The organism is Bacteroidota bacterium, from assembly GCA_016711505.1.
In the GTDB taxonomy this organism is placed as follows: Bacteria; Bacteroidota; Bacteroidia; order AKYH767-A; family 2013-40CM-41-45; genus JADKIH01.
In genome coordinates this window covers 141061-165626 of sequence record JADJSV010000004.1, presented here as the reverse complement: position 1 = coordinate 165626, position 24566 = coordinate 141061, and the positions used below count along the sequence as shown (strand labels likewise).

The following is a 24566-nucleotide window of genomic DNA, read 5'->3' as shown; positions in this document are numbered from 1 at the left end:
GAAAAATCTATTCTGAAACGAATGTCTAAGTGGATTCGGATTGGTCGAAATCCATGCCAATGGCGGTTTCCTGCCAAAAATCAGTCTTAAAAACTGCCAAATCCTGGAGAATAAGTTAGATTCCTGTTTATCATGCTCTTATAATGAACCCGAAGATTATTCAAACTTGGCTATTCTCAGGGAATCCCGTAGGTTTGCAGCCTCAAATATGGAACAACAAGCCCTATCCCACCGTGTGCTATCATTGTCTGAAAGTCAGACAATTGGCATGTCGAAATTAAGTCGAGAGTTATCATCAAAAGGAGTAGATGTTATCAACCTATCTCTAGGCGAACCTGATTTTGTTACTCCTGTTCACATCCGTACTGCTGCCAAAAAGGCCATCGACGATGGATTTACTTTTTATCCGCCGATCGCAGGTTTTGCAGAATTAAGAAAAGCCGTTTCAGAAAAATTCAAAAGAGAAAACAATCTGGATTATAAACCGGATCAGGTCATCGTTTCAACAGGTGCAAAACAAAGTATTGCAAATGTTGTATTGAGTATAATTGATGAAGGTGATGAAGTAATTATTCCAATGCCGTATTGGGTAAGTTACATTGAGATCGTAAAACTTGCCGGAGGAAAAACTGTTTCGGTAAATACAACGATCAAAGATGATTTCAAAATGACCCCGGCGCAACTGGAAGCTGCAATAACTCCGAAGACAAAGATGTTCATCTTCTCTTCGCCATGCAATCCAACCGGAACTGTTTATACGAAAGACGAATTGAAAGCACTTGCAGATGTTCTTGTAAAACATCCGCGCATCATAATTATGTCTGATGAGATCTATGAGCACATCAATTTTCAAGGTGGACATCAGAGTATTGCGCAATTTGATTTTATAAAAGATCAGGTTGTAATAGTGAATGGTGTTTCAAAAGGATATGCAATGACAGGCTGGCGGATCGGATATATCGGTGCGCCGAAATATATTGCAGAAGCGTGCGATAAAATGCAAGGTCAATTTACATCTGCAGCAAGTTCGATCGCACAAAAAGCTGCTGAAGCAGCGTTGACAGAATCAAATGCTCCTACTCTGGAAATGCAAGCTGCATTTTTACGCAGAAGAAATCTTGTATTGGGATTGATGAAAGATATTCCGGGCTGGATCATCAATGAACCGAAAGGTGCATTCTATGTTTTTCCTGATATCAGTTATTATTTCGGAAAGAAAGATGGCGAATCTGTTATTCAGAATTCAACAGATCTATGCATGTATTTATTGCACAAAGGTCATGTGAGTCTTGTTACGGGTGAAGCCTTTGGTGCTCCAAATTGTCTGCGTTTCTCCTATGCTGCTTCTGATGAAAAATTAGTTGAAGCAATTAAAAGAATTAAGATCGCTCTGGCGAATTTAAAATAATAGAATTAAATACTGAATGCTGTGAAGACTAAATCCCTCAGTGAAATATTTTCTGCATTCGAAAAACTAAATGCATTGGTTATCGGCGATGTTATGCTCGATAATTATTTATGGGGAAAAGTTGAACGCATCTCTCCTGAAGCACCCGTTCCAATAGCCAGTATTCAGAAAAAAGAAAGTCGTTTAGGTGGTGCTGCAAACGTAGCAATCAATCTGAAGGCGCTTGGTGCTACTCCGGTTCTTTGTTCAGTAATTGGAAACGATATTAACGGAAGGTCATTTATAGAACTGGTAAAACAAATTGATTTGAGTGCAGATGGAATTTTTCAGAGTACTGAAAGGATCACAACAGTTAAAACGCGCATCATTGGAAACAATCATCAGATGTTGCGTGTTGATGAAGAACAGGAAGATGATCTGACACCAAGTGACCGTAAACAGTTATTGAACAAGATCACTACGATCGTTTCGAAAAGAAAGATCGATGTGATCATATTCGAGGATTATGATAAGGGTGTTATCGGCAAATCACTGATTGAATCGGTTGTAAAACTTGCCCGACAGAAAGGAATTCCTGTTGCAGTTGATCCAAAGAAAAAGAATTTCAATCATTACAAGAACGTCACACTCTTCAAACCGAATCTGAAAGAACTTCGTGAAGGAATGAAAGTTGACCTTGATAAAAATAATCTGGCCGATATCAGTAAAGCAGTGAACAAACTTTGCAACGACAATAAAATCGGAACAGCATTGATCACTTTATCTGAAAAGGGGATTTTCTATGTTGACGATAAGGGTGAAAAATTACTTCCGGCGCATATAAGAACAATTGCAGATGTTTCAGGTGCGGGCGATACTGTTATCAGTGTGGCTGCATTATGTCTGGCTTTGGATACCGATACAGAAACGATGGCAACGCTTGCAAATTTAGCCGGCGGATTAGTTTGCGAAAAAGTCGGTGTTGTTCCTATAGAGAAGCAGCAATTGTTTGATGAGGCAAAAAGATTGAAATTGAAATGAGTTTAGAAAAAGTCACTCCATATAAAGATTCGACGCAGGAGAAAAAGACGCAGATCGCTAAGATGTTTAACAACATCGCATGGAGATATGATTTTTTGAATCACTTTTTATCGTTTGGAACAGACAGATACTGGCGACGCAAGGCCATCAACTACTTAAAGGAATCAAAACCTAAATTAATACTGGACATTGCAACAGGAACAGGAGATCTGGCACTGGAAGCAATGAAATTGAATCCTGATAAGATCTATGGCATAGATATTTCGGTAGATATGCTGGCAATAGGTCGTGAAAAGATCAAAAAGAGGAATCTGACAGACAAAATTGAGTTGCTGGAAGGAGATTCAGAAGCATTGATCTTCGAAGACAATAAATTCGATGCTGTGACCGTTTCTTTTGGGGTCAGAAATTTTCAGAATCTGGAAAAAGGTCTAAGTGAAATTTACAGGGTAATTAAACCGGGCGGTACTGCCATGATCCTTGAATTTTCGCAACCAACCAATAAGGTAATCCGTACATTATACACATTCTATTCATCCAAAATTACTCCAAAGATAGGCAAAGCGATCTCAAAAGATGATGCAGCTTATGCTTATCTGCATGAATCGGTAAATGCTTTCCCATACGGAGATGCGTTTACATCAATTCTCAGAAAAGTTGGATTTAAGGACACAAAATTTACTCCGGTAACGTTTGGTGTTGCGACCATTTATCTGGCTAAAAAATAATCACGCGGTTGAAATTAAAATTGAAATATCTATTTGCGCTTTTAAGCATTTTGCCTTTTTATACGAAAGCGCAATTGCATACTCAGCCTATTAATTTACCAAAGTATGATTTCCAGAAAATGCATTTTGGTTTTGCACTTGGATTTAATTCAGCAGATTTTGTTGTGAAAAAAGTCAGGGATTTTAATTTGCTTGATTCAGTCTACAGTGTTGAATCCAGTTCGTCGATTGGTCTTAACCTTACGATCCTTGCCACTTTAAGAATCGGAAATTATTTCGATCTGCGGTTCCTTCCTACTCTGTCTTTTGCTCAAAGAAATCTGGACTACACATTGCTCTACAATGACAGTACTCCTCTTGCAAAGACTAAGAAAGTAGAATCGACTTATCTTGAATTTCCACTCGAGCTGAAATACAAATCGAAACGGGTGAACAATTACAGGGCATATGTTATAGCAGGATTCAAATACGGTATTGATATGGTCTCTCAGGCAAAAGTTAAAGCTGAAGATCCTGATGTCATAAAACTTTCAAGACAGGATTATGGATATGAGATCGGATTTGGTTTCGATTTTTATATGACATACTTTAAATTTTCTCCCGAAATTAAAATGTATACAGGCATGAAAAATCTGATCATACCTGAGAATACGATATTCTCCAGTCCGATTGAGGCTTTGTATTCGAAGACGTTTACGGTTTCGTTTACGTTTGAGTAAACAAGCTGTGTCAAAAATAAAACACGGAGAACATGGAGAAAATAAAACACGGAGAACAAAAGAGAAGATAAACACCGAGAACACAAGTTCACGATGAGAGCACGGAAAAATTTGCGCTTAGTGTGTAAAATAAATTCATATCGAATCAAAGGGCTTTAAAATCTACAATTAAAAAGTCTGCGCAAAATCTGCGAGTTCTGCGAGATCTGCGGGAAATAAAAACAAGTCTACAAGAATCAAATAATGCATAAGCAACTAGAGCTGGTCCTTCTCCCGGAAGAGGCAGCAGATCAAAGCAAACAGTTGCAGCAGGCGTCACAACTTTTGAATGTGACACAAGATCGAATCAAAGACATTCGACTGCTGAAACGATCGATTGATGCCAGAGGACGGACGGTAAAGATCCGTTTGATGGTAGAAATTTTTATCGATGAAATTCCTGAGAAAAAATCAGAAACAGCATCTACTTTTAATTTTTCAAGAGATGTTAGCTCTGCCAAAGAAGTTTTCATTATAGGTTTTGGTCCTGCGGGAATGTTTGCTGCATTAAAGCTCATTGAATCCGGAGTTAAGCCTGTTATCATTGAACGTGGCAAAGAAGTGCGACAACGCAGGCGCGATCTTGCACTCATCAATCGGAAAGGTATAGTTGATGGCGACTCCAATTATTGTTTTGGTGAAGGCGGAGCCGGAACTTACAGCGATGGAAAATTATATACGCGGTCTAATAAGCGTGGTGACATTAACCGAATTCTGAATATACTTGTTGAACATGGCGCAGACCCGGAGATCCGCATTGATGCTCATCCACACATTGGAACGAATAAATTACCACATATTGTAGAAGCAATTCGCAATACCATAATTTCAGCAGGTGGGGAAATTTTGTTTGAAACAAGACTGGAAGATATCATTCTGAAAGAAAATAAAATTCAGTCTGTACATTTAAAAAACCTGAAGAGCGATTCGGTTTTTGAAAGAAGTTGTGAAAAATTAATTTTAGCAACGGGACATTCAGCGAGAGACATATACGAATTACTTGAAAGAAGAAAAATAAGAATTGATGCAAAGCCTTTTGCATTAGGAGTCCGGATAGAACATCCGCAGGAAATAATTGACAAAGTACAGTATCACTGTGATGTGAGGAGTAATTTTTTACCACCGGCCTCCTACTCGCTTACCCATCAGTTTGACAAACGTGGAGTTTATTCTTTCTGCATGTGTCCGGGAGGAATTATTGCACCGGCAGCAACAGCACCTGAAGAAATAGTTGTCAATGGCTGGTCACCATCAAAAAGAAATAATCCGTTTGCAAATTCAGGAATGGTTGTTAGTATAGAACCGAAAGACTACGAACGATTTGCAGCTTCAGGAAATCTTGCTGCCCTTCGTTACCAACAGGAAGTTGAACAACGAGCATACAAATCAGGCGGTGGAAATTTAAAAGCTCCGGCGCAACGATTGATTGATTTTGTGAATGGAAAAGTTTCCGGTAGTCTGCCTGAAAACTCCTATCATCCGGGAACTACTTCTGTTGATCTCACTAACGTTTTACCTTCAGTAGTTTCTGCAGCTTTGAAAGATGCCATGAAAGCCTTTGGTAAAAAAATGAAACCGTATTTTACGAATGAAGCAATTCTTGTTGCAACCGAATCAAGAACGTCATCACCGGTACGCATTCCACGTGATCCGGAAACATTGCAGCATCCGGAGATCACTGGGTTGTTTCCTTGTGGTGAAGGTGCGGGTTATGCCGGTGGTATTGTTTCGGCGGCGATGGATGGTGAAAGTTGTGCGACTGCAGCAGGAAGCTGAGTTAAATAAAAAATGATTTATCATTAGAGATCCTTCTATTGATAAATTTTTTCTGCGCTAAATCTGCGAGTTCCGCGAGATCTGCGGGAGATAAAACACTCAGAAATTTTTTCCCGCAGATCTCGCGGAACTCGCAGATTTAGCGCAGATTATTGACTTTTGTTTTTTAATCTCGATTCTTTAATTATCCTTTTCGAAATTGCGCTGCTACTATCCCCGCTGCAACCGCTACATTCAACGAATCCGGCAAACCATTCTTTGCATTTGAAAAAATAGGAATAGTAAGTGCTTTAGTAATGTACTTTTCAACTTCCAGAGAAATTCCATTTGATTCATTTCCCAAAACAATAAATCCTGAAGAGGAAAGTTCAGCTCTGAATATATTTTCGCCTTCCATGAGTGTTCCATAAACAGGCAATTTATTTTGTGCAAGATTATCTCTGAAAAGTTCGGTCAGTTCTGTATAGACAACTTTCAAATGAAAAAGAGAACCCATTGAACTTTGCACTACTTTCGGATTAAAGCAATCAACCGAATCGTTTGAACAAATTATTTCATCAATTCCAAACCAATCAGCGATCCGGCAAAGTGCTCCGAAATTTCCCGGATCTTTTATTCCATCCAGAACTAATTTTAATCCTGACGACATATTTACTTCAACATCTGTCGGTGGCATTTCAACTACTGCCAGCACCGGCGATGCTGTTGTGAGGGCTGTGATCTTAGACATTTCGTCTTCAGTACAAACTTCACAATTTATTTCACCGGATAAACGATTTCGGTTGATGTATTCGGGAGTAGCAAAGATCGTTAGCACTTTCCATCCGCTGAGTAAAAGATCTGCAACGATTTTTTCGCCTTCAACGATAAAGACATTTTCTAAATTACGGAATTTTTTATGATGAAGAGCAGTGACTTCTTTTATGCGATTCTTAGAGAGCATTTCAGGCTTTTGTTAAATTGAAAACGGAAATTTCAGGCAAGATACCAACTCTGCCCGGATATCCGAGAAATCCCAGTCCTCTGTTTACATATAATTTCTGATGTTCTTGTTCATAAAGATCAGCCCACTGTTTGTACATATACTGCACCGGACTCCATTTGAAACCCGGAATCTCAATACCGAACTGCATTCCATGTGTATGTCCGGAAAGTGTAAGGTCAATGAATTTATAATCATTTGTGATCTCAGTATTCCAATGTGAAGGATCATGTGAAAGCAGAATATTGACACCCTGAACCTCATAATCCTTTGTGGCAATTTTCATGTCACCGTAACGGGAGAAATTTTTCTTGCCGGAATAATTTTCTACACCGATCAAACCGATCTTAGCGCCATTTTTTTCAAGATAAGTATGCTCATTCAAAAGCAGGTTCCATCCTACTTCACTGTGAAATGATTTTAGCTTATCAAGATTTTCTATCTTGCTATTGATGTCGGGCCATTTGTAGTAATCGCCATAATCATGATTTCCTAAAATTGAAAAGACTCCATGCGGGGCTTTTAAGCGTTGAAAAATTTCTTTGAAAGGCAAGGCTTCTGTATGAAGATCGTTCACAAGATCTCCTGTGAAAAAAATCACATCCGGCTTTTCTTCCATGATCAGTTCAACAGCGCGGGCTAAATGTTCAGTCGTATTAAAACTACCTGTATGCAGATCGGAGATCTGTACCATCTTCAATCCTTCAAATTCTTCGGGAAGATCTTTAAAAGCAATTTTTGTTCTATGGATCTTGTAATTATAAGCGCCTTTCAGCATTCCATATATCAGTGAAAAGAATGGAATTGCTCCGACAATAAAACCGGTCTTCACAAGAAAATCCAGTCGTGAGATACGGAATGTTTCACTCACTTCTTTTGATGATGAAAATTTTATTGCAAGCCATCCGAAAACATATCTGAACAATCGAATGATATCATCGAGCAACATGAATACTGTGATAAAAATTTTCGTCAGATAAATAACGAAGATCATTGCAAATGTATAGACACGTAAAGCCTTTGGCCATGTATGCCAATCTATGACCTGACCAAGTAAGAGAACAGAAATAGCAAGAGCAGAAATGGTCCAGTAAGTCCAGACAACAATGCGTTGCGTAGAAACGCTTCTGCTTTGGATCAATAATTTTACACCCTGAAAGACATAAAGATCGATCAGGAACAGAATGACTGCAACTATTAGAATACGAATTGACATAAAACGGAATGAATTTCTTACTTAGACGAAGACGAAATAGGATGAATTAAATTGCAATGAAAGGTGAAATTTCACAATTTAAACTTTCCGGTAAAAATCGTGCTTCACGGATTGAGTCTTTCAAGTTTCCATTTGCCTGATCTTGTCTTTGTAAAAAGCAAACGATCATGTAATCTGCTCGGACGCCCTTGCCAGAATTCAATTTCCAAAGGCTTAACACGGTATCCGCCCCAATGTTTTGGACGTGGAACTTTTTTCCCATCGAATTCAGCAGATAATTTTAGAAAACGATCTTCCAGTTCCTGCCGACTTGACAAAACTTCACTTTGATGTGAAGTCCATGCACCGATCTGGCTTTCACGGGGCCTGGAGTTAAAGTATGTATCCGAATTTTTTTCAGGAAGTTTTTCTATCACACCACGGATCCGTACCTGTCGTTGAATTTCCGGCCAGAAGAAGTTAAGAGCAACCTGCTTGTTCTCCTTCATCTCACGTGCCTTTGCGCTTTTGTAATTTGTAAAAAAATTAAATCCATTTTTATCAAGATCCCTGAGCAAAACAATTCGTGAATCCACCTTTCCCTTTTTATCACTTGTAGAAAGTGTCATTGCAGTCGGTTCATTCACTTTCGCATCTAATGCATTTTGCATCCAGATATTAAATTGCTTGTATGGATCCTTTTTGACCTGCTTTTCATCGAAGGTACTTTGATTAAAATCGACCCGGATACTGTAGATTTCCTTTTGTAGTTTTTTCATAAATGGAGCTGCAAACATCGTAAAAATTAGGTGAGAAATGATGACTGAATCCCTGATTATGGATGAAAAAGCTCATGTGACATTTTTCATGGTCGCTTTTGCCCCAATTAAGCACTTTTCGGCATTAAGTGAATCTGAAAGAAATTCAAGGTATTAAAATTTGGCCTGTAAGTTTTACTCCGAAACTGCCTGAACACCGTAAGTTAAATATGGTAAAATGTATCATATTCTGCTTGTTGACATGAACAGAATCCAATCAACATCAAACCTGTTTAATTTAAAATTGCATGAGAAAGAAAATTGTACATCTTGATCCTGAGGTCGGCAGAATATTAATTTCAGAGCCTTTTTTACTGGATTCTTATTTTAAGCGCGCTGTAATTCTATTAGGTGAACATAGTGAAGAAGGAACTGTAGGATTTATTCTGAACAAGCCTACTGACCTGCTCTTAAATGATGCGCTGGAAGATTTTCCTCCTTTTGATGCGCCGCTTTATTTCGGGGGTCCGGTACAGACTGACACTATACATTTCTTACACACTCTGGGGCAGAAACTGGAAGGAAGCAAAGAAATTCTTCCCGGAATTTTCTGGGGTGGAGATCTGGAGACTTTAAAGTTACTGATCGATACACATCAGGTAACGAAAAATGATATCCGTTTTTTTGCCGGCTACAGTGGTTGGGAACCACAACAATTAACAGAAGAACTAAAAGGTCATACCTGGTTGATTTCAAATTGCAAAAAAGACTTTGCCTTCTCTGAACATCCTGAAGAATTATGGGGCGAAGTACTGAAAACTATGGGAAGCCAGTATGCAATTCTCGCCAATTTTCCTGATGATCCAAGTCTTAACTAAAGACTAAAAAAGATATAATTAACGTTTGTTTATGACAAGGGCCTTTCTTCGGAGAGGCCTTTTTTATTTTCGTATATCGCATAACAATTTTAACTTTACCGCGAATCCCATCACTACTCTCCCACGTAGTTTAACCCTTAATAAACAAATGATTAAAACTTACTTAAAATCACTCTTTTTTCTATTTCTTCTAACCTCTTCTAACTTGTCCAAGGCAGGAGAAATTGCCAACCTGATCAACCGGATTTCCGAAAGAAATTCCTATGTATGGCCTGACAGGAAAATCTTTTCTGAACTACCTGCAAATTCCCGGGAAGTTAGTCAATCGGTATTGGCTTATCAATTACTCCAACCGAATTCAGAAGAATTGAAAAAAATTATCAAAGGCAAACAAGAGAATCTTCGACTGACTTTTCCTGACCCTAATTCAGGAGGATATATCATTGTACTTGTTTCTTCCAAAAATATTTATTCATCTGATTTTAAAATCACAACAAGTGATAATTCAATAGTTCCACTTTTGGAGAAAATGAATTATCAAGGGATAGTTGAAGGTAAAAATAATTCTTTTGTTGCAATTTCAATTTATGAAAACGAAGTAATGGGATTGATCTGTGATGAGAGAGGGAATTTCAACATAGGCAAATTAAAGAACGATCAGCAAAACATTCATATTATTTATAATGATAAAGATCTGACAAAAGTTAACCCTTTTGTATGTAGTACAAGTGATGATTTCAAGACAGCAAAAAGTAATCAAAGAACCGGTGTCGGGACATCGTCTGCAAATTCAGTAAATTGTTTAAACCTGTATTGGGAAACAGACCAGGATATTTATGTTGACAAAGGTTCAACGCCTGCAGTGAATTCATACATCAATGGCCTGTTTAATCAGGTCAATGCATTATATACAAATGATGGCATCACTATAAATTTACAATCGTTATTTGTATGGACAACTTCTGATCCATATACCGGACCATCATCAGGAACATATCTGACGCAATTTGGATCGAACCGGACATCATTTACCGGAGATCTTGCACACCTAATCGGTTATGATGGCGGTGGTGGTGTAGCCTGGCTTGATGTGTTATGTGACGGTTCTACGAATTACAGGATGGGTTATAGCGGAATAGATCCGACTTACAATACTGTTCCAACTTATAGCTGGTCAGTAGAAGTTATCTCTCATGAGCAAGGGCACAACATGGCCTCTGAACATACACACGATTGTGTCTGGAATGGAAACAACACTGCTATCGACGGTTGTGGTCCGGCATCAGGTTATGCATCTGATCCGGGAGGTTGTGCTCAAGGTCCAATTCCTGCTAAGGGAACGATCATGAGTTACTGTCATCTTTCAGGTGGAAATGGAATCAACCTGGCACTTGGTTTTGGTGCTCAACCATTGGCACTGATCCTAAGCAGAATCAATACTGCATCTTGTCTTTCTCCATGCAGTGCACCGGGAATTGCAAATGATGAACCATGTGATGCTACTATATTGACAGCCGGAACAACTTGTGTACAGGTTACCGGTAACAATACAGGTGCAACAAATTCTGCCGTACCAACTGCAGGTTGTGATGGAACACCGGATGGTGATATCTGGTTCACAACAACAGTTCCCGCTTCAGGAAAATTGCACATCAATACGTTTGCCGATGATTTGACTGATATGGGTATGGCCGTTTATACAGGAACCTGTTCTTCGCTTACACTCTTCAATTGTTATACAGGCGGAAATCTTACGACAAGTACAATGCCGTATGCACAGATAAATTCAGGATTAACTCCGGGTGCAACTGTATGGATCAGACTTTGGGAAGTTGGAAATGATGCAAGTGGTGCATTTACAATCTGCGCATTGGATCCGTGTACTCTTACAGCAACAATCACCGGTCCAACAACCGCTTGCAGTGCGAGCAATCCTCAAATTTGTGCTCCTTCTTCAACATCTTATCTGTGGTCGACAGGTGCAACAACTCAATGTATCAATCCATCAACTACAGGAACATACACTGTTACTATTACCGATGCAAATGGATGTACTGCATCCGATTCACATACGATCACTGTAAATACAAGTCCGACAGTTTCTGTCACCGGACCAACAAGTGCTTGTTTAAATACAACTCCGCAGTTATGTAGTAATACAACATTCTCTTCATATGCATGGTCAAACGGCGCAACTACACAATGTATCAATCCAACAACAACAGGAAGTTATACTGTGACAGTTACAGCAGCTAATAGTTGTACATCGAGTGCATCGAAATCAATAACTGTATTTCCAAACTTCACTCCAACTGTAACCGGTGATGATTCATCATGTACATCATCGCTAGGTCAGCTTTGTTCAAGTGCAGGAAGTTCTTATAGCTGGTCAAGTGGACAGACAACACAATGTATCAATCCTTCGACGAGTGGAACATATACTGTTACTGTAACAAATGCAAATGGATGTACTGCTACTGCCTCGAAAGCGACAGCAGTTTATACAAATCCAACAGCTTTAATTACCGGACCAACAGCCGGATGTACGGGAAATACAGTTCAGATCTGTGCGAATGCCGGAGCCTTTACTTATGCATGGTCTAATGCTGCAACGACATCATGCATCAATCTGACGAACACCGGTACATTCTCTGTGACGATAACCGATACACATGGTTGTACTTCTTCAGACTCACATACAGTAACTTTTGGAAGCAGTATTTCAGTAGCGATTACCGGTCCGGCAAATATATGTTCAGGAAGCGGCACACAAATTTGTGCTGATGCCGGATTCACATCATACCTCTGGTCAAATGGTGCAACAACACAATGCATCACTCCGACTTCAACAGGAACTTATTCTGTTACAGTTTCTGATGCCGGTGGATGTACTGCAACAAATTCGAAAAGTGTAACAGTGAATACTGCGCCTTCTATGTCAATCACAGGTCCTTCTTCAGGTTGTGCAAATTCATTTCCACAGTTATGTGCAGCAGGTGGTTTTTCAACCTATGCCTGGTCAAGTTCAGAGACAACACAATGCATTGCACCACTCAACTCCGGAACTTACATTGTAACAGGTACTGATGCAAACGGATGTACTGCTTCTTCATCGCAGGCTATTTCAATTTTACCAAATCCTACTGTTTCAATTACCGGCGCATCGATAGCTTGTCCGGGAACAACAACACAATTATGTGCTGTTACATCCGGCGGAACATATCTATGGTCGAATGGCGGATTAGCATCATGCATAAATGTAGTTGACAGTGGAATTTATTCAGTAACGATCACAGGAGTCAATGGTTGTACGAGCAGTGCTTCACATGCACTTGCAAATTATGATGTACCGACACCAACTATTACAGGACCAACGAATGCATGTTTCGGAAGTACAGTTCAGCTTTGTGCTCCGGTTGGATCAGCATCTTACTCATGGTCAAATGGAGCAACGACACAATGTATCAATGTTTCAACCGGCGGTACATATACGGTTACAGCTACTGATGCAAACGGATGTACATCATCAGCATCACATACATTAACGATCGGATCAAGTCTTAATCTTTCTATTACCGGTCCGGCAGGAGTTTGTCCGGGACAAAGTGTTCAGATCTGTGCTTCTGCAGTCGGAACAACACTATGGTCGACTGGTGCAACGACACAATGCATCTCTCCTACTACATCAGGAACCTATACAGTAACAGTAACAGATGTTGATGGTTGTACAGGCAGTGCGTCGAGAACATTTACAGCATATCCGAATTTTTCAGGAGCGATCACAGGACCAACAACTGCATGCTTCAATAGCAATCCACAATTATGTGCGCCAAATGGAGTCAACTATCAGTACAGTTGGTCGACAGGAGATTCTACACGTTGTATCAATACAAACACAAGTGGAATTTACAATGTTGTTGTAACCAATGCCAATGGCTGTACAGCAACAGGATCGAAAGGACTGACAATTTTTTCACAGTTGAATGCAACAATTTCAGGACCGAATTCACTTTGTACAGGTGCGGTTGGACAATTGTGTGCGCCAACTGGAAGTGCATTATATGCATGGTCGAATGGTAATACAACAAGATGTATCAATGTGAATTCAACAGGAAATTATACGGTGACGATCACAGATGCAAACGGATGTACTGCCAGCAGTTCACTTCCGGTTACTTTCTCTTCAAGTATTACTACTGTAATTTCAGGAACGCATACACCATGTTCAGGTGAACCACTGGAACTTTGTGTACCTGCCGGTTATACTGATTATGCATGGAGCTCAGGGGAGACGACAGAATGCATAACTGTAAAGTCAGGTGGAAATTACACAATAACGATTCACAATGCAGTAGGGAGTGTCGGAAATGATACACACACGGTTGTATTTAATAGCTTACCTCCTGTTCTGATTGCAGGACAAACTGAGTTATGTGAAGGTGCGATTGGAATCTTATGTGCGACTTCAGGTTATGCAACATATTTGTGGAGCGACAGTACAGATCAATCATGTATTACAGTTGATACTTCCGGAATTTATAGTGTTACAATTACAGATTCTCTGGGTTGTTCGAATGAAACATCAGTGGATGTAAATCTGACAGACCTTAATCCGACAATAACCTATTCTCAACCCGATCTTACTGCAACGCCTACAGGTCTGCAATACCTTTATGAATGGAAATACAACGGTACAGCCTTTGGAGGAACGACCAACACAGTAACTCCTGATCATACCGGATTTTATACTGTGATCATTACCGATCAACTTTCAGGTTGTATTGATTCTGTAACTTACTATCATTTCATGGTAGGAACGAATGATCTTTCCAATACCAATCAGATCCGCATCTATCCGAATCCTGTGTCGAATGAAATGCTGAATATTGCATTTGAGTTTACGGGGACGGAAAAGATCTCGATTCATTTGACAGATGCACTTGGACAAGTTCTGATACAGGAAGTCTTTACTAAATCAGGAATTCTGACAAAGCAAATTCGGATTTCGGATCTGGCTGCCGGGATTTATCTTGTAAATATTAAAGGGGAAAATTGGGGGAAGACCTGGAAGGTTGTTAAGAACTAATAACGAATAACTAATAACCACTTCCTGGGAAAGGTGTTTTCTTTCCGGCTTTGGAATAGAATATTTTTTATCAGTAAATAAATGAACAGCGATGGATTGCCGGTGGTGATTTATCGCTGTTTTGATTTTAATGAGCCTGCCCAATTCTTTTTAAAATTTCTTTAAAGTGACCATAGATAGAACTCAGAAGTTCTGATAGTTCATAATAAGTAATAAGTCCGAAGAAATTCCGGATTCGGGAAATATGGGCCAAAACCGATGAAAACAAAAGCCTTATTCGGTATTCATAACTAACACATTCTTAACGTCCCCGTAATCACCACTTAAACTTGACTCGTATGGAAAATGGGTTTAAATTGTCCTCCCCATATGACAAGTCTACCCATGAGAAATTTCTTTAGTGCAGGCATTTTTGCATTATTTCTAAGCTTTTGCAAAACATCTTTAGCCGTAACACCAACATTATTTGTAACGCAGGATACTACCTGGTCGGGTACAATTTCTATGACTGAAAATGTAATTGTTCAATCCGGAAATACCTTAACTATCGCTGCCGGTACTACAGTGAGTATGGGACGCGGAATTTCAGTTACTACTGAGTCTCTTGCCAGAATCAATATGGCAGGAACAATCGGACAGCCTATTTCAATTTCACCTTTAGTTCCGGGAACTTACTTCAATAATTTTCATTCGAAAGATTCAAGTTCATTTATTGAAATGAATTATGTTGATGTTGAAGGTGGACAGATAAAAGTTTCAAATGGCGGAACTGGAATTATTCAGAATTGTGTTTTGCATAATTACAATCAAGGTGATAATCCGATCTTATTTGTTATTGATGCTGATTCCATATATGTCAACAGCGTTCAGGTCAGTGAATACTATGAGATCAATATTGTACGTTCAATTGCTGTGGTGGAAAATTGCCTTTTCGAATTCCCTACTGCAGATGGTATTGATTTTGACAATGTGCCTGCCGGAACTGTGATCAGGAATACAACAGTCAGGAATGGCCGCGGATTTAATATCGACGGAATTGATTTTGGCAAAGTAGATTTTAAACCACCGGGATCGATTGCTCGTGTTGAAAATTGTCTCATCTATAATTTCAGTGACAATGGAATTTCAATTGGTGAAGGCGCGCTGGATGTTGTTGTAATGGGTTCACTGATCTATCGTACAGGTACCGGAATAGCTGTCAAGGATAATTCAATTGCTACAATTTACAACAATACTTTTTTTAACTGCGGATATGGAATTGAGATCTATGAGAAGAATGCCGGTTTAGGTGCAGGGCATGCAGTAGGTTACAATAATATTTTCTGGGGAAATCAAATTTCATCCGTTTCACTTACAACTGATGCAACATTACAACTCAGTTATTCTAATTTGCAGGATGGTGTAACAGATTCAGTTGATCATAACATGACCCACGATCCTATTTTTATAGACATTACTACAGACGATTTTGAACTAAGTCCGCTTTCGCCATTAAGATCTCAAGGAATGAACGGTGAAGACCTTGGCGCAATATTTCCGGTTGGAGGAATTCCTGTTCCGCAGAATGAGCTGAGACTAGGACATCCACAAGCGAACATGACTTACAAAGGTGATTCAATAATATTTATCTATTGGTCAGCAGGAAATTTGATCCAGAATATTGATATAGATTTTTCAAATGATGGTGGAACAACATGGACTCAACTTGCGGATAATATTACTGCATCAGATGAAGCATGGCAATGGTCAATTCCGAATATCTATTCAACAAAAGCATTTATCAGAATCACTGATCACAATAACAGTACGAAGACATCGGCAAATATTCTTCCCTTTTCAATTTTACCTGTAGGTGATTCTACAGAACTTCCGGAGATCTCCTATCAATCCGGATTTTATGATAATCCGATAGATGTGAGCATTACTGCTCCTTCAGGAAGTATTGTTTATTACACACTCGATGGCTCAGATCCTACAGACAGATCAACAATCTACTCTTCTCCTATCCATTTTGATGTTGATTCCGTAGTTGGTCTGCAGGCTGTGCAAGATATTACTGCGTCTGATTTTCCGACACAACCATATTCATTCATACGCTCATCACCGGATGTTATAGGTGGGCCAACACTTAGTTTCTGGCGCAGACCAAATGCGACATTGATGAAAGCAGGAGTATTACGATCGCGGATTTACACACCGGAGAAGGTCTGGGAAAAATTGTTACATCAACATTTTTTATTGATCCTGAAATTGAAACCAAATTTACTTTACCTGTGATTTCGTTAGTAACCGATCCGGAAAATCTTTTCAATTACTACACCGGAATTTATATTCCCGGTGCAACTTTTACAGGAGCATCTTTCACCGGTAACTATGAAGTGTCGGGTGCTAAATCGGAACGTCCTGCCAGCTTTGAGTACTTTAAACAAAATGGTCAGCAAATTTTATCGCAGGAAGTTGGTATCAGAACCAGAGGTGAATGGATCAGAAATTATGGTCAGAAAGCTCTGACAGTTTTTGCACGGAGTGAATACGATACTGAAAATAATTTCGAGTATGGATTCTTTAAAGGTTTAAAAAAACCGGGCACACAACAATCTCTGAATGAATTCAAGCGGATCATTTTAAGAAACAATGGAAACGAGTGGGCTATTCCCGGAAACTCAATGTGCCGTGATGCAATGATACAATCGTTATTCGATCATTTACATCTGAAATATCAGGCTTACACTCCTGTTGTCACTTTTTTAAATGGCGAATATTGGGGAATACATAACATCCGCGAATTGAATGATGCCTGGGGACTGCAAAAAAATTACGACGTCCACAGAGACAGTGTGATCCTGATGGAAAATAATCTGGAAGGGCCTTATAAATTAGTTTCTGGACAGCCCGGTGATGAACAGAAATTTCTTCAACTACGGGATTTCATCCGACAGTATGATATGTCAGTGAAAGAAAATTATGATCTGGTTGAACAGCAACTCGACATTCCAAATTTTTTAGATTTCTGGTCAGCGACAGTATATTCGAATAAAAAAAATACAGATCACAACCAGATCTATTGGAAATTGAGAAATGGGCAACCGATTCAGGGGATGCGAGAAGGTCTTGATGGTCGCTGGAGATTTATAGCCAATGATTTTGACGGTGGATTCTACGAACCGGATTTTGACAATCTGGATTTCCAGATCGTAAATATGCAGGATTCAATTTTCAGACGTTTGCTAACGAACCCAGGATTTAAAAAACAATTTATTCTTCGTCACCTCGACTTACTGAACAGTTCATTTGAAACGCAAAGAGTATTAGACCGGATCGACGAAATAGCAGCAGTAATTGAACCGGAGATGCCAAATCATATTGGAAGATGGGAATCACCTAACAACATGGTGAAATGGTATGATAACATCGAAGAGCTGAGAATTTTTGCAAGAGACAGAAATAATTTCCAGCGAATTCATCTGGCCAATCAGTTTGGTTTAGGTGCCTTGCACGAACTTACTGTTGATGTCGATGATCTGGCGCATGGAAATATCCAGGTCAATACACTTTTTGTTTCACAGGATCTTCCCGGAGTTAGCTCAACAATTTATCCTTGGAAAGGAAAATATTTTGAAGGTGTAAATGTTTCATTAACGGCTATTGCAAAACCCGGCTATCGTTTTGTGCGCTGGAAGGAAATTGAATTGAACGAAACGACAATTACATTCAATCTGGATTCAGATCAAAAGTACACAGCATTATTCACAAGAGATCTTTCTACTCTACTTGAAGAACTGCAAGTTTTTCCAAATCCTGCCACCGAAGGAACAGTCTTCCTTCCGGATTATTACAAGGTGACACTCTTAGACATTACGGGAAAAGTTGTAATCGATGAACAAACAGTTAATCACATCGATGTATCGCAACTACAATCGGGCATGTATTATCTGAGGAATGAGGTAGGAATGATGGGGAAGATCGTTGTTGTTAACGAATAACCAATATTGTCTATGTAGTTTACTTCATGCAAATTTGCAAATGCATGCTACGGCGTCTATTATTCATTATCTATTCTTAATTAATAATTATCGGCATCAGGAAATGCGGTTTTCTACTTAATTAATATCAATTGGCTCTCACTCGTTCCTTCGACCCAGTGCTTTACCATTGGTTCAATGTTTACATAATCACCGGAAATTAGTGTTTCTTTTTTACCATTTTCATTTTCAAAAATCACTTCACCTTCCAAACAAAGTAAAAGTGCAGGAGTTTTGGTGATGTGTTCTTTTAATATTTCGCCTTTCAGAATTTTTATGGCAGTTGCATTGCCAAGTTCACTTTTAAAAAGAGAAGTTGCTGAAACCGGTTTTTCTTGGGTATGTAATTCTTTTATGTTCATTGGAATATTGATTAGATGTTTGCTAAAACACGATTTAATTTTTCATTAACTTCGTTAGCATAATTCTCAATAATGGAATTGCCAATAACCTTCATTGCTTCTAAAGGATTAATTATAGCTACTTCAACATCGTTATTTTCTACCTGGCGGATAGTTACATTACAAGGCAGCATCAAACTGATATGTTGATCAACAGAAAGGACTTTGTCAGCAAAAACCGGATTACACGCACCCAAAATAAGATGGGGTAAATAATCTTTATCTAATTTTTTCTTCATGGTTGCTTGTATATCAATTTCAGTAAGCACCCCAAATCCTTCTGCTTTCAATGCATCTTCAACTTTTGAGCGAATAGCAGTTACAGTTGTTCCTGTAATATTTTTTGAATTAAAATAGCTCATATTGTTTCAGTATTTATTGGAAGTATTGATTAAATATTCTGAATGACTTTTGAATGTTTTCAAATTGCTTTGCAGCTTCGGTTTCATTTTTTGATTTTGAAAGTTCTGTTACTAAATCGATAAAAGGTAATAGCCACTTATGCAGTTCATCGTGTGCTTTGCCCTCCATCGTACAATTATAAGTTAGTAAATGGATATTGGATTGCAATTTTTCGGCTAATGAGTTATAATCCTTGTGCTCATCATTAGAAAAAGAAATAATATCCCTCTCCATGTTTCGAATATAAGGTATCATATTGGAATCAACTTTCCACTTTTCGCCATTGTTAAGTTCTATACTTTGAATTTCTGCGTTGTGCTTATGCTCCTCTTTAGAATTGGATACTGTCGGCTTATTCGATTTTTCGTTTTCAACATTGCCACATCCGAATATCAACAAACTGAGTGTAAGAATTGACATTATTAAAATTTTCATATTTTCATTATAGTTCTTTGAAACAGTGAAAAATTAATAAATAATGGGCTTCTTAGGAAAGCATTTACAAAATTGTAAATTGTTACCTACGAAGCCCATTAATCATTATTAGTTAAAAAAGTGGAGCTGGAGGGAGTTGAACCCTCGTCCAGACAAGCAATCAATAAGCTTTCTACATGTTTAGTGTTTATTGATTGTCGGCAATGTAACTGCTAAACACTCGCTATTACACCGCGTATTTTCCTTGAATCTTAGACCCGACGCAGGAAACATCATCGGAGAGCATTCACCATACGATACCTTAATCAAGAGAACGGGTGAACAGGTCCTCAAAAGGTAGTCAGCGGGTTAATCTTCTGATTAAGCGGCTAACGCGTAATTGTTGTTGCCAGTTAGGCAGTTGAAAACCGTGTTTTACGAGGCTGATCTCCGACCCTCGACATGCTTACATACCAATTTCACTCGCTGTCAAATCCGGGCAGCCCCATGGTTGTGGTCGTAAAGATACGATTTTTCAGTCAAATATATTTTGTTTAATTTAAAAATTGGGTCGTAATATTTTTCCATTACTGACTATCGTTTATGGCAGAATTTCTGCTATTCCTGAATCACCATTAATTTAATTCTTGAATGATAATCTGAATAATCAACAACAACGAAATAGAAACCAGTACTCAGTTGATTAATACTGATTTTTAAATCATCATCATCAGAATTCCAGGCAGTAGAAATTGAGAGATCTTTTCCAGTCAAATCAAAAATTTTGACTACAGCGTTTTTTGGTAATCCTTCAACCATTATAAATTCATTTGCAGGATTTGGATAAATTGAAATTGTTCTGACATCAAATATTTGAACCTGATTATTTAGTACAAAGAATTCCAAAGAAGAGCTGGTACACGGATTAGGCGAAGGCGAAGTGACTTCTACCCTATAGATTCCATTGATATCAGCAGAATAATTTTGTTGCGTTGCTCCGTCAATAAGGGAATCGTTTCTGTACCATTGGTAAGTAACATTTATTGTACCCAATGGAGAATAATAATCAGCAACCAATGTGAAAGGGCAAGATACACAAGTTGTCGAGTCAACTGAAAGTGATGCTATGACGGAAGGAGTCGCAAACAGAGTGGTCGATGCAGTATTTCCTAAAGAATCCGTGACTGTAATTAAATAAGTCAAAGTATCATTGATATAAATTTTAGGTTCCTTTACAGTATCAGAAGAAAGTCCAGTTGATGGATACCATTGAAAACGATATGGACCACATCCACCAAGAACAATAGCTGCAGTATTTGAACTATCGTCGATGCAAGCAACAAAATTTAGTTCCTGCATGGTCAGATACCGGAAGGAAATACTATCAGGAACTGTATAATAATAATTGTGCGAATAATGATAATCTCCGGAACCCATATAAGAATCTGTATGAGCAGTGACTGGTCGATAAATAGAATCATATTGATATGTACCGGAATGACCTTGTGGCATGAAACACATTGAACTTGAATTATAGGATATCACTACTCCATTTGTATCAAAAGTATTTGTGCTTTCATTAAAACATCCTGCCCCTAAAGTACTTTGATAGATTGAAACCTGATGGTTACGGATATAATCATATACATCTTCTCTTATGTTCTGATTGTGGTTAAGACGGGAATAATAACTTCTTGCAAGATTAAATGTATCCAATACCAAACAAATAGTATCGGAATAATATTCATTATTAACCGTATCAAAATACAATTTAGACCAATATATTTGAGCAAAATAATTATTTGACGCGTCATAATTGAATTTAGCACTATCTGCCCACAGCACAAGATTTGTATCCCAGTTTTCAAGTATAATACTATCCCTAACAGCGGAAGCATCATAGCTGATTAAATAGCGATAAGAATTTTCCCATGTTGATAATTGACCGGTTTGATATACAATTTCATCAAGTTTCGATCCGCTATAATTATATAAAACATTTTTATCATTTTCCAATGCTCCTGATCCAATATCTCTCAAAGTAGTATAATTTATCAATTTATTATCTGAATTATATATCCAAAATTCCTGCGAAAAAAGATTCCAAATAGAACCACTGCCCTGGTATGTAAAACGTGAGGTAATTAAATTTGTAACCGGATCATATGTAATATCTTTTTTGAATAAATTATCATATCCGGTTCCTGTTCCTTGAAACTCATAGTAACTTGTTGTGTCATTTTGAGCATTCCTTTCAATGTATGTCCTAATGAAATATGAGCTATGATAATAATTGAAAACATAACTACTAGACCCTGAAATTTCTCTTTGATAATTTTTTCGTATGCCCGTTGCAATTTCAAAAGTATCAGTTGTTATCAGAAGACCACCATAAACTTCATGACGATGATAAATTACCACAGAATCGCCGGTACAGTTTTGAGAATTTGATTCAGGGATAAACGAACTAAGAATTAATAAAAGGTAGAGAAATTTTTTCATAATATTGAATTTGTCTAAGGCAAGATACTAAAATTCATTGCAAGTGTATTAAAGCCCGATTTGAACCATACACCCTAACGAAATTTAGAAACTACTCCTAAATATACCAAAATGTTCATAGTAGTGTCCAACTTTGAAAAAATTAATACCCCCACTCTGCTCCTTTAAACATTACATTTTAAACAAATTCTAAAGTTCAATTGCAATCTTCGCCCCCAATTCTGCATTGTTAAACACAAGAGCAATATTCGACTCCAGACTTTCACCACCTGTAGCGTCGGCAATAAATTTCAGAATAAAAGGAGTCGTTTCTTTTCCTGTAATGCCTTTTTCTTTTGCTGCTTTTAGTGCTGCGGAAATGTGCGACTCCATTTTTTCGAATGGATATTCTTTATCGGCAGGAATGGGATTCGCAATCATGACAGAACCGTTCAGGCCCATGTCCCATTTTGCTTTTAATAAATCGGCAATTTCTTTCGGAGAATTTAATTGAAGTGGTGTAGCAAATCCGCTTTTGCGGGAATAGAAACTCGGGAAATCAGGACTACCGAATGTTACGACGGGTACTCCGAGTGTTTCTAAATATTCAAGAGTTAATCCGATATCGAGGATTGATTTTACTCCGGCTGAAACTACAGCCACATTCGTCTGACTCATTTCTGTGAGGTCGGCGGAAATATCCATCGTTGTTTCTGCACCGCGGTGTACTCCTCCTATTCCTCCGGTTACAAATATTTTTATTCCGGCCATTGATGCAATTCGCATTGTTGCAGCAACGGTTGTGGCGCCATTCAGTTTTTGTGAAACGACATAAGGCATATCACGCAGACTGACTTTCCAAACGCCTTTGGAATTTCCCAACGACTCCATTTGATCATCATTAAGACCGACATGAATATTACCATTCAGAATAGCAATAGTAGCAGGTGTAGCACCATTCTTTCTCACAATACTTTCTACTTCACGTGCAGTTGTAACATTTTTCGGATACGGCATTCCATGTGAAATGATCGTAGACTCCAGAGCAACGATCGGTCGCTTATCATCGAGAGCAGATCTAACTTCTGCAGAAAAATTCAACGGATAGCTCATTTTTGCTGAAGTGAAATTTTTTCTTCTATTAATTGCGGTGACAGATCATTTCTGATCGCACCGAATACTTCGAGTAAACAAGCTGCTGCTGCTTGTCCATAAGTGATACATTCTTTTACACTTTTATCCTGAAGCCACGCCCAGATCCATCCTGCAAGCAAGGCATCTCCGGCACCATTCACATCTTTAACATGTACACGTGGAGCGGGAATTGAAGAGACATTATTTCCATCAGAGAACAAAGATCCATCAGCACCACGACTGAGCCAAACATTTTTAAATCCTAGCATGTGTAAGTGCGCGATTTTTTCTTCTGGTGTAACGTGAGTATCATGTTCAAAAACCGCAAGCTCTTCGCGATTAGGTTTTACAAGTAAAAGTTTTCCGGGCAGTGCATCTCTCAGACGAGACGCTTTAGGAACAGAAACAGTTTCTACGATCAACGGAACATCGTTCTCATTACAGAATTTGATCAGCCACTTCAAAGCATTCACCGATAAATTACAATCTGCTACAACAACTGAAGCATTCAGAATTATTTCTGAACGGCTTTGTAAAAAATCAGTGTTCAACATTACATCTGTTTCTGAACTAACTGCACCGATATGTAAATCGCCGGCAGGAGTTGCAATGGATGCAAAGGTTCCGGTAGGTTTATCGAGCCAGACAGTACCTGTCATGGAAATTCCGATATCGGTACACTGCTTCGACAACCAATGCCCATCAGGATCATCACCTAAAACTGTGATCAGTTCTACAGGAATATTGAGCAGTGATAAATGATGCGCAATATTCCTCACCACTCCACCCGGACTCCGGTGCATAGTAGCGGGATTGGAAGTATTCAGAACCGGTTGAGCTTCACAACGGAAAGTCAGATCGACCAACGAAGCTCCGACGCAGACGACAGGTTTGAGATTATTATTGTTTCTTTTTTGAGACATAGTTAAATGGAATACTCATGGAAATGTTGAGGCAATTTACAAGATTTAACCGGTATTTAAGGTTTTAGTGGATTACCGAGAAAAAGTCAGAACCGGGATTTTAGTGATTTAGGGATTTTCAGGAGGCATTAATCCTGGTAATTTAATAATCAACTAAATCCAGGCCTAATCTCTGTCAAAATTAATTTACTGTACCTGCA

Annotated in this window: 18 protein-coding genes and 1 other RNA gene; 9 read left to right on the top strand and 10 right to left on the bottom strand. The window is 38.6% G+C overall.

Annotation, left to right across the window (positions count from 1 at the left end):
* The first annotated feature begins 208 nt into the window (after positions 1-208).
* The 5 genes from IPL24_08705 to IPL24_08685 all read left to right on the top strand — a co-directional run bounded on the left by IPL24_08705 (position 209) and on the right by IPL24_08685 (position 5690).
* Positions 209-1408: a pyridoxal phosphate-dependent aminotransferase gene (locus IPL24_08705; protein ID MBK8363751.1), complete on the top strand. Its 1200-nt coding sequence runs from the start codon at positions 209-211 to the stop codon at positions 1406-1408.
* Positions 1409-1429: 21 nt separating this feature from the next.
* Positions 1430-2428 (top strand): D-glycero-beta-D-manno-heptose-7-phosphate kinase, encoded by a 999-nt coding sequence (locus IPL24_08700; protein MBK8363750.1) that lies wholly within the window; start codon positions 1430-1432, stop codon positions 2426-2428.
* Entirely contained in the window at positions 2425-3156 is a 732-nt protein-coding gene (gene ubiE / locus IPL24_08695; GenBank protein MBK8363749.1) for a bifunctional demethylmenaquinone methyltransferase/2-methoxy-6-polyprenyl-1,4-benzoquinol methylase UbiE, read from the top strand. Before IPL24_08700 ends, ubiE begins: the two co-directional genes overlap by 4 nt.
* A gap of 20 nt (positions 3157-3176) precedes the next feature.
* The gene (locus IPL24_08690) at positions 3177-3875 is read left to right on the top strand and encodes a PorT family protein (GenBank protein ID MBK8363748.1); all 699 of its coding nucleotides are present in this window, start codon (positions 3177-3179) and stop codon (positions 3873-3875) included.
* Between the two features lie 243 nt (positions 3876-4118).
* A complete protein-coding gene (locus IPL24_08685; protein MBK8363747.1) occupies positions 4119-5690 on the top strand; it encodes an FAD-binding protein in 1572 nt (523 codons plus the stop codon).
* A 184-nt stretch (positions 5691-5874) separates the two neighbouring features.
* Here IPL24_08685 and IPL24_08680 read toward each other — a convergent pair whose 3' ends face one another.
* The 3 genes from IPL24_08680 to pdxH form a co-directional block, all read right to left on the bottom strand.
* Positions 5875-6633, bottom strand: a complete 759-nt coding sequence (locus tag IPL24_08680; protein ID MBK8363746.1) for an RNA methyltransferase — start codon at positions 6631-6633, stop codon at positions 5875-5877.
* Position 6634: 1 nt separating this feature from the next.
* Positions 6635-7888, bottom strand: a complete 1254-nt coding sequence (locus IPL24_08675; GenBank protein MBK8363745.1) for a metallophosphoesterase — start codon at positions 7886-7888, stop codon at positions 6635-6637.
* 104 nt (positions 7889-7992) lie between these two features.
* Positions 7993-8646 carry a pyridoxamine 5'-phosphate oxidase gene (gene pdxH / locus IPL24_08670; protein ID MBK8363744.1) on the bottom strand — a complete coding sequence of 218 codons (654 nt, stop codon included), beginning with the start codon at positions 8644-8646 and terminating at the stop codon, positions 7993-7995.
* Positions 8647-8933: 287 nt separating this feature from the next.
* Here pdxH and IPL24_08665 point away from each other — a divergent pair, with 287 nt between their 5' ends.
* From IPL24_08665 to IPL24_08650, 4 genes are all read left to right on the top strand, one after another.
* Positions 8934-9503: a YqgE/AlgH family protein gene (locus IPL24_08665; protein MBK8363743.1), complete on the top strand. Its 570-nt coding sequence runs from the start codon at positions 8934-8936 to the stop codon at positions 9501-9503.
* 205 nt (positions 9504-9708) lie between these two features.
* Complete coding sequence (locus IPL24_08660) at positions 9709-14589, top strand: T9SS type A sorting domain-containing protein (GenBank protein ID MBK8363742.1); 4881 nt, start codon at positions 9709-9711, stop codon at positions 14587-14589.
* 384 nt (positions 14590-14973) lie between these two features.
* Entirely contained in the window at positions 14974-16866 is a 1893-nt protein-coding gene (locus tag IPL24_08655; GenBank protein MBK8363741.1) for a right-handed parallel beta-helix repeat-containing protein, read from the top strand.
* On the top strand, positions 16863-18572 hold the full coding sequence (locus tag IPL24_08650; protein ID MBK8363740.1) for a CotH kinase family protein: 1710 nt from the start codon (positions 16863-16865) through the stop codon (positions 18570-18572). The genes IPL24_08655 and IPL24_08650 overlap by 4 nt, the downstream gene beginning before the upstream one ends.
* 113 nt (positions 18573-18685) lie before the next feature.
* On the opposite strand, the gene IPL24_08645 is transcribed toward IPL24_08650, so the two are convergent.
* From IPL24_08645 to IPL24_08615, 7 genes are all read right to left on the bottom strand, one after another.
* Positions 18686-18973 carry a cupin domain-containing protein gene (locus IPL24_08645; protein ID MBK8363739.1) on the bottom strand — a complete coding sequence of 96 codons (288 nt, stop codon included), beginning with the start codon at positions 18971-18973 and terminating at the stop codon, positions 18686-18688.
* Positions 18974-18984: 11 nt separating this feature from the next.
* Complete coding sequence (locus tag IPL24_08640; GenBank protein ID MBK8363738.1) at positions 18985-19374, bottom strand: DUF302 domain-containing protein; 390 nt, start codon at positions 19372-19374, stop codon at positions 18985-18987.
* Between the two features lie 13 nt (positions 19375-19387).
* Positions 19388-19834, bottom strand: a complete 447-nt coding sequence (locus IPL24_08635; GenBank protein MBK8363737.1) for a hypothetical protein — start codon at positions 19832-19834, stop codon at positions 19388-19390.
* Positions 19835-19967: 133 nt separating this feature from the next.
* Positions 19968-20335, bottom strand: a transfer-messenger RNA (tmRNA) gene (ssrA, locus tag IPL24_08630).
* Between the two features lie 111 nt (positions 20336-20446).
* Positions 20447-22330 (bottom strand): T9SS type A sorting domain-containing protein, encoded by a 1884-nt coding sequence (locus tag IPL24_08625; GenBank protein ID MBK8363736.1) that lies wholly within the window; start codon positions 22328-22330, stop codon positions 20447-20449.
* Between the two features lie 189 nt (positions 22331-22519).
* Positions 22520-23422: a pseudouridine-5'-phosphate glycosidase gene (locus tag IPL24_08620; GenBank protein ID MBK8363735.1), complete on the bottom strand. Its 903-nt coding sequence runs from the start codon at positions 23420-23422 to the stop codon at positions 22520-22522.
* Positions 23419-24366, bottom strand: a complete 948-nt coding sequence (locus IPL24_08615; GenBank protein MBK8363734.1) for a carbohydrate kinase family protein — start codon at positions 24364-24366, stop codon at positions 23419-23421. Before IPL24_08615 ends, IPL24_08620 begins: the two co-directional genes overlap by 4 nt.
* Between the last annotated feature and the right edge of the window lie 200 nt (positions 24367-24566).

Bases quoted from the DNA above. Each gene is read 5' to 3' on its own strand.
- IPL24_08705 (MBK8363751.1), top strand. From the start codon at position 209: ATGGAACAACAAGCCCTATCCCACCGTGTGCTATCATTGTCTGAAAGT.
- IPL24_08620 (MBK8363735.1), bottom strand. From the start codon at position 23,422: ATGAGCTATCCGTTGAATTTTTCTGCAGAAGTTAGATCTGCTCTCGAT.
- IPL24_08615 (MBK8363734.1), bottom strand. From the start codon at position 24,366: ATGTCTCAAAAAAGAAACAATAATAATCTCAAACCTGTCGTCTGCGTC.
- ubiE (MBK8363749.1), top strand. From the start codon at position 2,425: ATGAGTTTAGAAAAAGTCACTCCATATAAAGATTCGACGCAGGAGAAA.
- IPL24_08635 (MBK8363737.1), bottom strand. From the start codon at position 19,834: ATGTCAATTCTTACACTCAGTTTGTTGATATTCGGATGTGGCAATGTT.
- IPL24_08645 (MBK8363739.1), bottom strand. From the start codon at position 18,973: ATGAACATAAAAGAATTACATACCCAAGAAAAACCGGTTTCAGCAACT.
- IPL24_08655 (MBK8363741.1), top strand. From the start codon at position 14,974: ATGAGAAATTTCTTTAGTGCAGGCATTTTTGCATTATTTCTAAGCTTT.
- IPL24_08665 (MBK8363743.1), top strand. From the start codon at position 8,934: ATGAGAAAGAAAATTGTACATCTTGATCCTGAGGTCGGCAGAATATTA.
- IPL24_08625 (MBK8363736.1), bottom strand. From the start codon at position 22,330: ATGAAAAAATTTCTCTACCTTTTATTAATTCTTAGTTCGTTTATCCCT.
- IPL24_08685 (MBK8363747.1), top strand. From the start codon at position 4,119: ATGCATAAGCAACTAGAGCTGGTCCTTCTCCCGGAAGAGGCAGCAGAT.
- IPL24_08640 (MBK8363738.1), bottom strand. From the start codon at position 19,374: ATGAGCTATTTTAATTCAAAAAATATTACAGGAACAACTGTAACTGCT.
- pdxH (MBK8363744.1), bottom strand. From the start codon at position 8,646: ATGAAAAAACTACAAAAGGAAATCTACAGTATCCGGGTCGATTTTAAT.
- IPL24_08675 (MBK8363745.1), bottom strand. From the start codon at position 7,888: ATGTCAATTCGTATTCTAATAGTTGCAGTCATTCTGTTCCTGATCGAT.
- IPL24_08680 (MBK8363746.1), bottom strand. From the start codon at position 6,633: ATGCTCTCTAAGAATCGCATAAAAGAAGTCACTGCTCTTCATCATAAA.